Source organism: Streptomyces albireticuli, from assembly GCF_002192455.1.
GTDB classification, from domain to species: Bacteria; Actinomycetota; Actinomycetes; order Streptomycetales; family Streptomycetaceae; genus Streptomyces; species Streptomyces albireticuli_B.
Genome location: NZ_CP021744.1, coordinates 6472501 through 6486944, shown reverse-complemented (window position 1 = coordinate 6486944; position 14444 = coordinate 6472501). Strand labels below are relative to the sequence as shown.

At 69.3% G+C, this 14444-nt stretch carries 11 protein-coding genes, 2 rRNA genes and 1 riboswitch (1 of these 14 running past the window's edge); of the genes, 1 reads left to right on the top strand and 12 read right to left on the bottom strand.

The annotated features are described in order from the left end of the window. Positions 1–175: 175 nt before the first annotated feature. Positions 176–283, bottom strand: a riboswitch (glycine riboswitch). A gap of 164 nt (positions 284–447) precedes the next feature. Then, positions 448–834 carry a PRC-barrel domain-containing protein gene (locus tag SMD11_RS28195; protein ID WP_087929116.1) on the top strand — a complete coding sequence of 129 codons (387 nt, stop codon included), beginning with the start codon at positions 448–450 and terminating at the stop codon, positions 832–834. Here SMD11_RS28195 and SMD11_RS36575 read toward each other — a convergent pair. From SMD11_RS36575 to SMD11_RS28135, 12 genes are all read right to left on the bottom strand, one after another. Then, positions 741–3182 carry a DNA polymerase IV gene (locus SMD11_RS36575; protein ID WP_234366192.1) on the bottom strand — a complete coding sequence of 814 codons (2442 nt, stop codon included), beginning with the start codon at positions 3180–3182 and terminating at the stop codon, positions 741–743. The two genes, SMD11_RS28195 and SMD11_RS36575, sit on opposite strands and share 94 nt — an antisense overlap. Before the next feature lie 147 nt (positions 3183–3329). Beyond that, complete coding sequence (locus tag SMD11_RS28185) at positions 3330–3935, bottom strand: MerR family transcriptional regulator (protein ID WP_418952540.1); 606 nt, start codon at positions 3933–3935, stop codon at positions 3330–3332. Positions 3936–4124: 189 nt separating this feature from the next. Next, a complete protein-coding gene (locus SMD11_RS28180; protein WP_030874883.1) occupies positions 4125–4598 on the bottom strand; it encodes a bifunctional nuclease family protein in 474 nt (157 codons plus the stop codon). Between the two features lie 52 nt (positions 4599–4650). Continuing rightward, a complete protein-coding gene (locus tag SMD11_RS28175) occupies positions 4651–5436 on the bottom strand; it encodes a MerR family transcriptional regulator (protein ID WP_087929114.1) in 786 nt (261 codons plus the stop codon). Positions 5437–5480: 44 nt separating this feature from the next. Next, entirely contained in the window at positions 5481–6344 is an 864-nt protein-coding gene (locus SMD11_RS28170; protein WP_087929113.1) for an FHA domain-containing protein, read from the bottom strand. Positions 6345–6450: 106 nt separating this feature from the next. Continuing rightward, positions 6451–7440: a DUF881 domain-containing protein gene (locus SMD11_RS28165; protein ID WP_087930773.1), complete on the bottom strand. Its 990-nt coding sequence runs from the start codon at positions 7438–7440 to the stop codon at positions 6451–6453. A gap of 269 nt (positions 7441–7709) precedes the next feature. Then, positions 7710–8042: a small basic family protein gene (locus SMD11_RS28160; protein WP_049715989.1), complete on the bottom strand. Its 333-nt coding sequence runs from the start codon at positions 8040–8042 to the stop codon at positions 7710–7712. Next, positions 8039–8938 carry a DUF881 domain-containing protein gene (locus SMD11_RS28155; protein WP_199843970.1) on the bottom strand — a complete coding sequence of 300 codons (900 nt, stop codon included), beginning with the start codon at positions 8936–8938 and terminating at the stop codon, positions 8039–8041. The genes SMD11_RS28160 and SMD11_RS28155 overlap by 4 nt, the downstream gene beginning before the upstream one ends. Before the next feature lie 105 nt (positions 8939–9043). After that, positions 9044–11539: a mannose-1-phosphate guanyltransferase gene (locus SMD11_RS28150; protein WP_087929111.1), complete on the bottom strand. Its 2496-nt coding sequence runs from the start codon at positions 11537–11539 to the stop codon at positions 9044–9046. 116 nt (positions 11540–11655) lie between these two features. Then, on the bottom strand, positions 11656–12264 hold the full coding sequence (locus SMD11_RS28145; protein WP_087929110.1) for a CDP-alcohol phosphatidyltransferase family protein: 609 nt from the start codon (positions 12262–12264) through the stop codon (positions 11656–11658). A 172-nt stretch (positions 12265–12436) separates the two neighbouring features. Next, a 5S ribosomal RNA gene (rrf, locus tag SMD11_RS28140) occupies positions 12437–12553 on the bottom strand. A gap of 75 nt (positions 12554–12628) precedes the next feature. Further along, positions 12629–14444 (bottom strand): 23S ribosomal RNA (locus SMD11_RS28135) (it continues 1309 nt past the right edge of the window).

Here is a 14444-nt window from a genome sequence, read left to right as displayed (position 1 = left end):
CTGGTCATTGCGACCTGCGAGGGGTACCACGGCGCGGGTACCCGGACGGCCTCCCCCTCTGTCATCTCAACCTGAGAGCTTCACCGGGCCGCCTCACACAGCCCAGCTTTCACCGTCGGTGAGGACGGGCGTCGGCGTCGTGCCAGACCGGGCCCGCCCTGCTTTCCAGAGTGACCTCGTCCATGCGGTACGGGTGCCTGAGAGATTCCGGGGAGGATTTGCTCCTTCGGCGCCTCCGGAGAAGCCGGTGAGGGCTCTCGGAAGACTCTCCCGCACGGGGTCTGCGGCCATTCGCCAGCCTACCAGCGTGGCTTTGGGCAGAGCCTTCGAGTGGCCGGTTCCCGCTTTGTGGCTTTTCGTTGTTGTCGGGGGACGTTGCCAGGGGGGTCGGGACCCGGCTGGGACCCTTGGCGCAGTCGGGGCTTCGCGCGACCCTTGGGAGGAACGGTGCAGAGCGATATCGATCCGCGGAGCCTGATCGGCCGCAAGGCCTTCGACCGCGACGGCGCGAAGATCGGCACCGTGGACGAGGTGTATCTGGACGACGCGACCGGAGAGCCGGAGTGGGCGGCGGTCCGCACGGGGCTGTTCGGCCGGGACGCCTTCGTACCGCTGGAGCCGAGCGAGGTCGTGGACGACACCCTGCGGATCCCCTACGAGCGATCCCTGATCAAGGACGCACCGGACTTCGGCGTCGGCCGCCACCTCTCCCCGGAGCAGGAACTCCAGCTCTACCACCACTACGGGCTCACCCTCCCCACCCCGGACGCCCCGCCCCCGGCCGGCGCCCCCTCCGACGAGGGACTGGGCACGGTCAACGGCGCGGGCGGCTGATCCGCCGCTCCGCCGGGGGCGTTCCCCTGGCCAGGAGGGGCTTCGCCGCCGGAGGCGCCTTGCGGGCCGGGGAGAGCTCCTGTGCCGGGAGCGGCTCCCAGGCCGAGAGGGCCGTCCGTGCCGAGAGAATCAGCCACGCCGGGAGCGTCACCCGTGCCCGGGATGCCTCCCGCAGCAGGAAGGCCGTCCACGCCGGGAGGAGCTTCCACGCGGCAAGACTCCTCCGGGCCCGGCTCCGGCACGTCCCCCGCACCTGCCGGGCCGTCCACACCGGGAAAGGCACCCGCACCGCGAACGGCTGCCACCCCAGGAGAAGCTTCCGCACGGGGAGAGCCCTCCGCGCCCGAAGCATCTCCCGTGCCGGAAGGGCCGTCCGCGCCGGGAAGAGCTTCCGCACGGGAAGACTCCTCCGCGCCCGGCTCCGACATGTCCCCCGCACCTGCCAGGCCATCCACGCCGAGAGCGCCACCCTCACCACTGGTAAGGGCCTCCACCCCAGGAGGAGCTTCCGCACGGGAAGAGCCCTCCGCGCCCGAAGCATCTCCCGCGCCGGAAGGGCCGTCCGCGCCGGGAAGAGCTTCCGCACGGGAAGACTCCTCCGCGCCCGGCTCCGACATGTCCCCCGCACCTGCCAGGCCATCCACGCCGAGAGCGCCACCCTCACCACTGGTAAGGGCCTCCACCCCAGGAGGAGCTTCCGCACGGGAAGAGCCCTCCGCGCCCGAAGCATCTCCCGCGCCGGAAGGGCCGTCCGCGCCGGGAAGAGCTTCCGCACGGGAAGACTCCTCCGCGCCCGGCTCCGACATGTCCCCCGCACCTGCCAGGCCATCCACGCCGAGAGCGCCACCCGCACCACTGGTAAGGGCCTCCACCCCAGGAGGAGCTTCCGCACGGGAAGAGCCCTCCGCGCCGGGAAGAGCTTCCTCTCTCGCGGGGCCTTCCGCCGTGACCGGATCCTCCGCCCCGGCCGCGGCTTCCGCCCTGATCAGCGGAAGCGGCTCAGCCGGCTCCAGCGCGGGGTCGTCGACGGCGAAGGTCCGCACCCGGCCGGGCTCCGACCAGGGCTGTTCGAAGCGCACCGTGACCCGGCCGACGCCGCTGCCCTGGATCCAGCCGGCGCCGTACTCGCTGTGGCGCACGTCCAGCCCGGGCAGCCAGCGCCGGGGCCGCTCCGGGGCCGCCGCGCCCTCGCCGCCCGCCTCGGGCGCCGCCTCGCCCGCCGGCCGGTCTGCGCCCTCGGGGGGCGGGAGCTCCGCCACCGCCGCGGCCGCCTCGCTCGCCGCCTGGGCGAAGAGGTCCTCCTGGGTGTAGTCGGCGAGGCCCGTGACGCCCACGCCCAGCAGCCGCACGCCCGCCGTGGTGTCCACCCCGTCCAGCAGCCGCGCGGCCGCCTCCCGCACCACTCCGGGGTCGTCGGTCGGCCCGCGCAGCGTCTCCGAGCGCGTCAGGGTCGAGAAGTCGTAGCGCCGCACCTTGATCACCACGGTACGGCCGGACCGGCCCGCGGAGCGCAGCCGCTGCACGCACCGGTCGGCGAGCCGGGCGAGCTCCAGCTGGACCCGGGTCCGGTCGGTCACGTCCTCCTCGAAGGTGTCCTCCACCGACACCGACTTGGCGTCCCGCTCGGCGACGACGGGGCGGTCGTCGTGCCCGGTGGCCAGGGCGAACAGCCCCGTGCCGTGGGCCTTGCCCAGCAGCCGCACCAGCTCCGCCTCACCCGCCTCGGCGGTCTCGGCGACGGTGGTGATCCCGGACCGGCGCAGCGCCTCGGCGGTGGCCGGGCCCACGCCCGGGACGGCGCGCACCGACATGGGGCCCAGCAGCTCCCGCTCGGTGCCGGGCTCGATGAGGACGAGCCCGTCCGGCTTGGCCTGCTCGGAGGCGATCTTGGCGAGCATCTTGGACCCGGCGAGGCCCACCGAGCCGGTGAGGCCCGTGGCCGCCAGGATGTCGCGCCGCAGCCGCTCCCCCACGGCCCGGACTGCGGCCGACGAGGGCTCGACGCCGCCCGCTTCGAGGTCGACGAACGCCTCGTCGAGGCTGAGCGGCTCCACCAGCGGCGACAGCGCGCCGAGCAGCCCCATGACCACCTCGCTGACCTGTCGGTAGACGGGGAAGCGCGGGGTCAGATAGGCGGCGTTGGGGCAGAGCCTGCGGGCCTGGGCCGTGGCCATCGCGGAGCGGACGCCGAAGACCCGCGCCTCGTAGGACGCGGTCGCCACGACGCCGCGCGGGCCGATGCCGCCGACGACCACGGGCTTCCCGCGCAGGCTGGGCTTGGCCGCCTGCTCCGCCGAGGCGTAGAAGGCGTCCATGTCCAGGTGCAGAATCGTCGGTGCGGCTCTCACACCACCGATGCTGCCGCACACCACTGACAATCGCGCTGATGTGCCAGGCGATTCCGGCGAATCCGGCCGTTCCGCACCGGTGCCCCGCCGGTTCCGTACCGCTGCCGGCCGGGAGGATCCGCGCCCCCGGCGGGGGCGCGGCGGTCCTCAGCCCGCCCGGTTGCGCCGCCTGGCCAGCTCGTCCGCGGGGTTGTGGCCGACGAGGGTCTCGCCGGTGTCCACGCGCTCGCCGTGCAGCTGGGAGAGCACCGCCTCGACGTCCCGCCATACGACGCCCACGGCGATGCCGAAAACCCCCTGCCCGCCCTGGAGGAGGTCGACGACCTCGTCCGGGGACGTGCACTCGTAGACCGTCGCGCCGTCGCTCATCAGCGTCATCTGCGGCAGGTCCTCCATGCCGCGCGAGCGCAGATGCTGGACGGCCGTGCGGATGTTCTGGAGCGAGACACCGGTGTCCAGCAGCCGCTTCACGATCTTCAGGACGACGACGTCCCGGAAGCTGTAGAGCCGCTGGCTGCCCGAGCCGTAGGCCGGCCGGACACTCGGCTCGACCAGGCCCGTACGTGCCCAGTAGTCCAGCTGGCGGTAGGTGATCCCCGCCGCCGCGCAGGCCGTCGGCCCGCGATATCCGATCTTGTCGGTCTCCGGCCCCTGCGGTGCGTCGGCCGCTGCCGGGATGACATGACGGGAGGGCTGTTCGACCGCCCCCCCGTACAGCGGAAACGGACTGCCGACCGCCGTACCGTCGCCCATGCTTCTCACGCCGACCTCCGTCCTTGACCTGCCTTCACGACGGTAGGCAGTCACCCGGGGTGCGTCAACGATCGCCACACTCGGCACGCCGAGTGATAATCACCCAGAGAGTGGTTTTACGTATCCCCGCGCCGGGAAAGGCTACTCGAATGCGCCCCTGCGCCCGGGCTCATCGACCCGGTGCGCGCCTCACTGGCTGTTGGTGCCGAAGTCCTCCGGCGAGATCTGGTCGAGGAATTCACGGAACTTCTCGACCTCGTCCTCCTGCTCGTCCGGGATCGCGATCCCGGCGTCGTCCAGCACACCGTCGCTGCCGTAGATCGGCGTACCGGTGCGCAGCGCCAGCGCTATGGCGTCGGACGGCCTGGCGCTGACCTCCACCCCGCTGGCGAAGACGAGCTCCGCGTAGAACACGCCCTCCCGCAGGTCCGTGATGCGGACCTCGGTGAGCTGCTGCCCGACCGCTTCCAGCACGTCCTTGAACAGGTCATGGGTCAGCGGACGGGCCGGCGCCATGCCCTGCTGGGCGAAGGCGATGGCCGTAGCCTCTCCCGGTCCGATCCAGATCGGGAGGTAACGGTCGCCTCCCACTTCACGCAGGAGCACGATCGGCTGGTTGGAGGGCATTTCCACCCGGACACCCACGACATCGAGCTCGTTCACACAGCAACCCTAGGACGTGCCCGGCAGGTTTGGGTAGTCGGGCACTCGCCGGTCAGTGCGAACCCGCGCGCAGAGCGGCCTGCACAAGCGCCGCGTGGAGCCTCACGGACAGCGCCGCGAGCTCGCGCGCGGTGGCCTCCGCATGCGCCCTGGTCTGGGGATTGCGGTGCCTGCGCAGCGGTGCGACCAGTTGTTCGACAAGATCGGCCTGGCGGTCGGCGGCGGCCCGCATGGCGCGCAGGTGACGGGGCTCCAGGCCGAAACGGCCCAGGTCGGCGACGAGCTTGGCCACCGCGACGGAGTCGGCGTGGAATCCGCCGTCCGGGTGGGCGGCGATCAGGCCGTACGACTCCCACTCCACCAGCTCACTCTCCGTGACCCCGGTGGCGCTCAGCAGCTCCGCGCGGCCGATCCGGGCCGCCGTGGGGCGCCCCGAGCCCGCCCGCGCCGGGTCCTCCAGGCCGGCCGCGCCCTCGGCCCCGGCCTCCAGGGCGCCCAGGGCGTCCCGGGGCTTGCCGGGGGCGGGGAGCTGGGCCTGCTCCCCCCTGGCGAGGGCGTCGAGGTGCTCCCTGATGACCTTCAGCGGCAGATAGTGGTCCCGCTGCATCCGCAGGACGTAACCGAGCCGCTCCACGTCCGCCTCGCTGAACTTGCGATAGCCGGACGGGGTGCGCTGCGGCTCCACCAGGCCCTCCGCCTCCAGGAAGCGGATCTTGGAGATGGTGACCTCGGGGAACTCGTCACGCAGCAGATTGAGCACCGTGCCGATGCTCACCAGCCGCCCGTCCGGGCCGGCGGCGCCGGAGGATCCGGCACCGCCCGACGGTGTTCGAAGCATGGCCCTTCCTGGAGGTCTTCCCCCGGACGGCGTCCGGGGGAGGATCAGATGCCTCGCTGGCTGCCGTAGAAGACCAGACGGTACTTGCCGATCTGGACCTCGTCGCCGTTCTGGAGGGCGACCGAGTCGATGCGCTCACGGTTGACGTAGGTGCCGTTGAGGCTGCCGACGTCGGCGACGGTGAAGCCGCCGTCCTGGCCTCTGCGGAACTCCACGTGGCGCCGGGAGACGGTCACGTCGTCGAGGAAGATGTCGCTCTGCGGGTGCCGGCCCGCCGTGGTCAGGTCGCCGTCCAGCAGGAAGCGGCTGCCCGAGTTCGGACCGCGGCGCACCACCAGGAGGGCGGAGCCCAGCGGAAGGGCGTCGACCGCCGCCTGTGCCTCGGGCGAGAGCGTCGGGATCGGCGTCTGGCCGGTGGCCTCCGAGTCATAGGCCTCAAGGCCGGAGATGGAGATCGTCGACGTGGTCTCCGAGGCGCGCTCGGCGACGGCACCCGGCCGCAGCGGCGCGCCGCAATTGGAGCAGAACCTGCTGGCCTCGGCGTTCCGGTGGCCGCACCTCGTACATACCGGCAAGGCATACCCTCCACCCGCGCTTGAGGTCGCTGGTGCTCCGAAACCTATGGGCCCACCTGCGGCGGGGTCAACAGCGGACCCGCCGTGTCCGTGCTGGACATCGCCGGACCCACCCACCTGGTCCCGGAACAGCGGGCGCCCTTCCTGGGTGCCTTCCCCGCCTTCCGCGGGGCGCGACGCCCGGTGGCGAGCGGAGCTGCCACCCTCCTGGCGTGCGCTCTTGCCGAACAACTTCGCAAACAACTTCACGGGCGATTCCCCTTGACCGAAACAGACCCGCCCGTGGGGCAGGACAAACCCTCGATGCACACACCGTCCGACCTGGACATCCATACAACGTCCGTGGTCAACAGACAGTTTCCACCACGCACCCTCGACTTGGTGCGCCGACCCCCCGCAACCTCGTGGCCTCCGCGTGAAGCCCCCATGCCCGCCCGCCTCACTGCGATGACGACCGAGCGTAGTCAGGCCGCTTCGCCGGGCGCAAGGCATCGACAATGATCTTCTCAGACCGCTGGACCGTGATGCCCGCCCGTTCCTTCTCCAGAGTCTGCACCACTCCTCCGGGGATGTTCAGGGCCGGCTCCAGGTCCTGCGGCTTGCCGATCACCTTGAACCGGTAGGGCTGGGAGACCTTTTTGCCATCGATCTCCACCTTCCCCGCCACGCCCGAGAAATAGGTGTCGGCGGCGATCCGTACGTCGTTGATCTGGATCGCCTCCGCGCCCGCGGCGCGCAGCTCCTGGAGGGCGTCGAGCAGTTTGTCCGCCTCGACCGCCCCCTTGGGATCGCTCACCGTGAGCTCGATGCCGGGCCCCTCCGCCGCCACGGTACCCGCGAGGACCCCGAGCTGCTGTTCCTTCTGCGCGGTCTGCTTACGGGCCTCCGCGGCCTGGTTGGAGCTGCTCTCCAGCTCGGTGCGCTGCCCCTCCAGACGCCGCTTCTCGTCCTCCAGCCGCTTGGTGCGGTTGTCCAGCTCGTCCAGGATCCGGACGAGGTCCTCCTGGCGGGCACCGCGCAGCGCGCTGCTGTCGTTGGTCGAACGGACCTGGATGGCCAGGCCGAGGCCGAGCACGCAGAGCAGCACGGCGACGGTCAGCTGGGCCCGGGTCACCCGGGGCGGCCACAGGCCGTTCACCAGGCGCTGACGGCCGGTCAGCGGCGCGGCTTCCGGGGGCGACGGCGGGATCCCGGCGGCGGCTCCCGGCAGCGGCCCGGAGTCCTCCTCGGCCCGGGGGCCGGCCACCGGGCCGGCCGCGACCGCCGGCTCGGGTTTGGGCTCTGATTCCGCTTCCGTTTCCGCTTCCCCGCCGGGCCCCGGCGGAACGGCACCGGCCGACGGCTCCGGCTCGCGGGGCTCCTTCGGCTCCCCGGGCTTCCCCGAGCCTCCGGCCTTCCCCGGCTCCCCGGCCTTCTCGGGCTTCTCCAGTGAACGCGGCGGCTCGGGAGATTTCGGCGCCTTCCTGGACTTCGAAGGCTTCACGGCCTTCCGGCCCTCCTCCGGCTCCGCGCCGGGTCCCGGCGCGGCGGAGTCGGCGGAAGCCTCCCCGGCGGCGTCGGCGGGAACGCCCTCGGGGGCCGCGGAGGGGCCTTCGGCGGCCGCTCCGCCCGGCGTACCGGCGGGCCGGGCCCCGGACGCTCCGGCGGGCTTCTCGGTGCGCCCCGGCTCCTCCGGGGTGTCCTCGGCGCTCATCCCGCTCACGCCCGGAAGACGTGCCGCCGGATGGCGGCCGCGTTGGAGAAGATCCGGATGCCCAGGACGACCACGACGCCGGTGGACAGCTGCGCCCCGACGCCGAGCTTGTCGCCGAGGAAGACGATCAGCGCGGCCACCACCACGTTGGACAGGAAGGAGACGACGAACACCTTGTCGTCGAAGATCCCGTCGAGCATCGCGCGGAGCCCGCCGAACACCGCGTCGAGTGCCGCCACGACGGCGATGGGCAGATAGGGCTCGACCGCCGTCGGCACCACGGGGCGGACGACAAGTCCGACCACGACTCCCACGACGAGGCCCAATACGGCGATCACGATGTGCCCTTCCCCTGCGGCTTTGCGTTACGTACGATCAGGCTCGGCGCGGCCGGCAGCCGGACCTCGCCCTGGGCGGAGATGCTCGTGCGGACCCCGAAGCTCTCCTGGAGAGCGCGGAGGTAGTGCCCGTCGGCGCTCCGCTGGAAGGCCGTGACAAGCCGCTCCCCGTCCCCGACCGCCAGCACCGTGTACGGCGGCGGCAGTGGCTTGTTGTCGACCAGTATGGCGTCACCGGCGGCCCGGATCGCGGACAGCGCCGTCAGCCGCTGCCCGTTCACCGCGATCGCCTCCGCCCCCGACTGCCACAGGCCGTTGACGATCCGTTGCATGTCGCGGTCGCGCACCCGGCCCGTGTCGGAGAAGCCGCTGCTCTCGCGCGGTCCGCCGGCACCGCTCTGCTTGGTCTGCTTGGCGTCGTCGACGACCAACTTGAGGCCGGGCCCCTGCACGGCGGTGGCCCCGGCGAGCAGGGCCACCAAGTCGGCCTTGTCCCCGCCGTGTTTCTCCAGCACGTCGCGCTGCTTGGTGCCGACCGCGTCCCGGAGGGTGTCGACGTTCTTCTGGAGCGCGTCCGCGTCGGAGGACTCCTTCTGGATGCGGTCGATGAGCTGCTGGCGCTCCTTGGCCAGTGTCGGAGCCGATATCCGCGCCTGGGCCGCGCCCAGCGTCACCACCACCGCGGCGAGCAGCAGCGCGGCCGCGAGCCCCAACTTGGCACGCAGGGCGGTGGGCAGCTGCTGCCCGCCCTCCGCGGCGCGCCGGGCGGCCGCCTCCGCGTAGCCCTCGTCGAGGCTGTGGTCCATCACATTGGTCAGCAGCGACATCGAGGCATCGGGGCGCGGGGACGGCGTTGCCGTCCTCCGAACGGGGGGCTGCTGCGACATGCCGCACATCGTCGCACGTCGGGGCCGTCGTCTCCCAATGGCCCCACCGGCGTGCCGGATCCCGGAAAAGGGAAGACGGCGACCCGCCGGGCGTGGCCCGGCGGGTCGGGGCGGTCAGCGCCCGGCGCCGTCCACGACCGCCGACCACTCGTCGAGCAGCGCCTGCGCCGAGGCGTCGTCAGGCCCCTCCGCCCACAGGTGGGTCACGGCCTCGGCCGGGTCGGGCAGGACCATCACCCAGCGGCCGTCGGCCTCGACCACCCGGACGCCGTCGGTGGTGTCCACCGAGCGGTCCCCGGCCGCCTCGACGACGTGCCGCATGACGAGCCCCTTGACGGCCCACGGCGTCGCCAGGTCCCGGCGCAGCACATGGGCCCTGGGGATGCGGGCGTCTATCTGGCTGAGCGTGAGCTGCGTACGGGCCACCAGCCCGATGAGCCGTACGAAGGCGGCGGTGCCGTCGAAGACGCTGCTGGACTCGGGCACGATGAACCCGCCGCGCCCGTCCCCGCCGAAGATCGTCGTATCGGCGCGGCCGACCCTGGTGAGGTCGTCGGGTGAGGTCGTCGTCCACTCCACCTGGGTGCCGTGGTACGCGGCCACCTGCTCGGCGATGCGGGTCGTGGTCACCGGCAGCGCCACCTTCCCGCTGCGGCGCTCGGCGGCGACCAGGTCGAGGAGGACGAGCAGTGCCCGGTCGTCCTCGACGATGCGCCCGCGCTCGTCCACGAGCGAGATCCGCTCGCCCACCGGGTCGAACCGCACCCCGAAGGCGGCCCGTGCCGACGCCACGATCTCGCCGAGCCGGACCAGACCGGACCGGCGGGTCTCGGCGGTCTCGGTCGGACGTGCCTCGTCGAGCCCGGGGTTGATGGTGAAGGCGTCCACGCCGAGCCGGCCGAGGAGGCTGGGCAGGACGAGGCCGGCGCTGCCGTTCGACGCGTCGACCACGACCTTGAGCCCGGCCTCGGCGACCCCGCTGGTGTCCACGGACCGCAGCAGGGAGCCGGTGTAGGAGTCGTAGACGCTGGAGGGGAAGGACAGGTCGCCGATCTCGCCGGGGAAGGCGCGCCGGTACTCCTGGCGGGCGTAGACCCGGTCGAGCTTGCGCTGGCCGGCCTGGGAGAGGTCGGCGCCGCGCTCGTCGAAGAACATGATGTCCACGGAGTCCGGCACCCCGGGCGAGGTACGGATCATGATGCCGCCGGCGCTGCCCCGCGCGGTCTGCTGACGGGCGACGGGCAGCGGGACGTTCTCCAGGTCCCGGACGTCTATGGCGCTGGCCTGGAGCGCGGAGATCACCGCCCGCTTGAGCGCCCGGGCGCCCCGGGAGTGGTCGCGGGCCGTGGTGACCGTCGAGCCCTTCTTGAGCGTGGTGGCGTACGCCCCGGCGAGCCGGACCGCGAGCTCCGGGGTGATCTCCACATTGAGGATCCCGGACACGCCGCGGGCGCCGAAGAGGTGCGCCTGGCCGCGGGACTCCCAGATGACCGAGGTGTTGACGAAGGCGCCGGCCTCGACGGTCTTGAAGGGATAGACGCGGACGTTGCCCTGAATAATCGATTCCTCACCGATCAGGCACTCGTCCCCGATGACGGCTCCGTCCTCGATCCGGGCGGCGCGCATGATGTCGGTGTTCTTGCCGATGACACAGCCGCGCAGATTGCACTGCTGGCCGACGTAGACGTTGTCGTGGACGACGGCCTTGTGGAGGAAGGCTCCGCTCTTGACGACGACGTTGGAGCCCACGACGGTGTGCTCGCGGATCTCGGCGCCGGCCTCGACCTTGGCGTAGTCGCCGATGTAGAGGGGGCCGCGCAGCACGGCGTCGGGGTGGACCTCCGCGCCTTCGGCGACCCAGACCCCGGGCGAGATCTCGAAACCGTCTATGTCGACGTCGACTCTTCCTTCGAGGACGTCGGCCTGGGCCTTGCCGTAGCTCTCATGGGTGCCGACGTCCTCCCAGTAGCCCTCGGCGACATAGCCGAAGACGGGCTTGCCCTCCTTCATCAGCTGCGGGAAGACATCGCCCGACCAGTCGACGGGCACATCGGCCTCGACGTAGTCGAAGACCTCCGGCTCCATGACGTAGATGCCGGTGTTCACGGTGTCGGAGAAGACCTGGCCCCAGGTGGGTTTCTCCAGGAAACGGTCGACCTTGCCGCTCTCGTCGACGATCGTGATGCCGAATTCCAGAGGGTTGGGCACCCGTGTCAGGCAGACCGTGACGAGGGCGCCCTTCTCCTTGTGGAAACGGATCAGGTCGGTGAGGTCGAAATCGGTGAGGGCGTCCCCGGAGATCACCAGGAAGGCATCGTCCTTGAGCGCCTCCTCGGCGTTCTTGACGCTGCCCGCCGTGCCGAGTGGCTTTTCCTCATTGGCGTAGGTGAGCTCCATGCCCAGTTCCTCGCCGTCACCGAAGTAGTTCTTGACGAGGGAGGCGAGGAACTGCACGGTCACGACGGTCTCGGTGAGTCCGTGCCGCTTGAGCAGTCGCAGCACATGCTCCATGATCGGCCGGTTGGCCACCGGCAGGAGCGGCTTGGGCATGCTCGAGGTCATGGGGCGAAGGCGCGTGCCCTCACCACCGGCCATCACGACGGCCTTCATGTCGGAAGCGTCCTCCTCGGGAGACGACGGTCATTTCCGACTGCACGCGCCCCGGCCGGTCTGCGTATCTCACATACGGCAGCCGGCCCTGGTAGGGCTCCGGAACTCCGGCGAGGTCAGTCGGACTTGCGGTCCGCCTTCACTAGGCGGCGGACCTGGACCACATAGAGGATCCCTGCCCACCAATACAGGGTTGTACCCCATCCGGCGAACGCCCATCCGAAAATCGCGGCGAGTGAGCCCAGCCAGCCGCCACCGTCACTGAGAAGCAGCAACGGGAACGCGTACATCAGATTGAAGGTCGCGGCCTTCCCGAGGAAGTTGACCTGCGGGGGCGGATAGCCGTGCCGGCGCAGAATCCACACCATGACCAGGAGCATCGCCTCGCGCGCGACGAGTGCGGCGGTCATCCAGAGCGGAAGGATCTCCCTCCAGGTGAGGCCGACGAGGGTGGAAAGGATGTAGAGCCGGTCGGCGGCGGGGTCGAGGAGCCGGCCGAGGCTGCTGATCTGATTCCAGCGCCGGGCGAGCTTTCCGTCGAGGTAGTCGCTCACGCCGCTCAGCGCGAGCACCAGCAGGGCCCATCCGTCGCTGTTGTGGCCGTCGATGACCGGCCGGAGGATCAGCCACAGGAAGAGTGGTACGCCGACGAGGCGCGCCATGCTGAGGATGTTCGGGATGGTGAGGACACGGTCGGTCTGGACTCGCGTCTCCTGGACCTCCACCCGGGGGCCTCCTGTGGGGGAAATGTACCAACGATGCCCCATGACCCTACCCTCAGCCCCGGCCGGCCCGTGCAGAGGGGTCGGGCGAGGGACCGGGAAAGACGTGGGGGAAATGCAAGAAAGCCCCTTGGGGAACCGGATTCGGTTCCCCAAGGGGCTTTCTTCAAAATTTGTTCGGCGGCGTCCTACTCTCCCACACGGTCCCCCATGCAGTACCATCGGCGCTGAAAGGCTTAGCTTCCGGGTTCGGAATGTAACCGGGCGTTTCCCTAACGCTATGACCACCGAAACTCTATGAAATTAACGAAACCGGATATCGACACGGGTCGTTACTTCAGAACCTACACAGTGGACGCGAGCAACTGAGGACAAGCCCTCGGCCTATTAGTACCAGTCAGCTCCAACCGTTACCGGTCTTCCACACCTGGCCTATCAACCCAGTCGTCTACTGGGAGCCTTACCCTCTCAAAGGAGGAGGGAGTCCTCATCTCGAAGCAGGCTTCCCGCTTAGATGCTTTCAGCGGTTATCCTTTCCGAACGTAGCCAACCAGCCATGCCCTTGGCAGGACAACTGGCACACCAGAGGTTCGTCCGTCCCGGTCCTCTCGTACTAGGGACAGCCCTTCTCAAGACTCCTACGCGCACAGCGGATAGGGACCGAACTGTCTCACGACGTTCTAAACCCAGCTCGCGTACCGCTTTAATGGGCGAACAGCCCAACCCTTGGGACCGACTCCAGCCCCAGGATGCGACGAGCCGACATCGAGGTGCCAAACCATCCCGTCGATATGGACTCTTGGGGAAGATCAGCCTGTTATCCCCGGGGTACCTTTTATCCGTTGAGCGACGGCGCTTCCACAAGCCACCGCCGGATCACTAGTCCCGACTTTCGTCCCTGCTCGACCCGTCGGTCTCACAGTCAAGCTCCCTTGTGCACTTACACTCAACACCTGATTGCCAACCAGGCTGAGGGAACCTTTGGGCGCCTCCGTTACTCTTTAGGAGGCAACCGCCCCAGTTAAACTACCCACCAGACACTGTCCCTGATCCGGATCACGGACCCAGGTTAGACATCCAGCACGACCAGAGTGGTATTTCAACGACGACTCCACACACACTGGCGTGCATGCTTCACAGTCTCCCACCTATCCTACACAAGCCGAACCGAACACCAATATCAAGCTATAGTAAAGGTCCCGGGGTCTTTCCGTCCTGCTGCGCGAAACGAGCATCTTTACTCGTAGTGCAATTTCACCGGGCCTATGGTTGAGACAGTCGAGAAGTCGTTACGCCATTCGTGCAGGTCGGAACTTACCCGACAAGGAATTTCGCTACCTTAGGATGGTTATAGTTACCACCGCCGTTTACTGGCGCTTAAGTTCTCAGCTTCGCCTGGACGAATCCAAGCTAACCGGTCCCCTTAACGTTCCAGCACCGGGCAGGCGTCAGTCCGTATACATCGCCTTACGGCTTCGCACGGACCTGTGTTTTTAGTAAACAGTCGCTTCTCGCTGGTCTCTGCGGCCACACCCAGCTCAGGAAGTAAATTCCATCACCGGACATGGCCCCCCTTCTCCCGAAGTTACGGGGGCATTTTGCCGAGTTCCTTAACCATAGTTCACCCGAACGCCTCGGTATTCTCTACCTGACCACCTGAGTCGGTTTAGGGTACGGGCCGCCATGAAACTCGCTAGAGGCTTTTCTCGACAGCATAGGATCATCCACTTCACCACAATCGGCTCGGCATCAGGTCTCAGGCTTCATGCTGTCCGGATTTGCCTAGACAGCGCCCTACACCCTTACCCCGGGACAACCACCGCCCGGGCTGGACTACCTTCCTGCGTCACCCCATCGCTTACCTACTACCACCTTGGGTCAGCGGCTCCACCACTCCCCTTTGTCCGAAGACTCCAGGGCGGCTTCACGGCCTTAGCATTAATGGATTCGATATTGGGCGTTTCAAAGCGGGTACCGGAATATCAACCGGTTGTCCATCGACTACGCCTGTCGGCCTCGCCTTAGGTCCCGACTTACCCTGGGCAGATCAGCTTGACCCAGGAACCCTTAGTCAATCGGCGCACACGTTTCCCACGTGTGTATCGCTACTCATGCCTGCATTCTCACTCGTGAACCGTCCACAACTCGCTTCCGCGGCTGCTTCACCCGGCACACGACGCTCC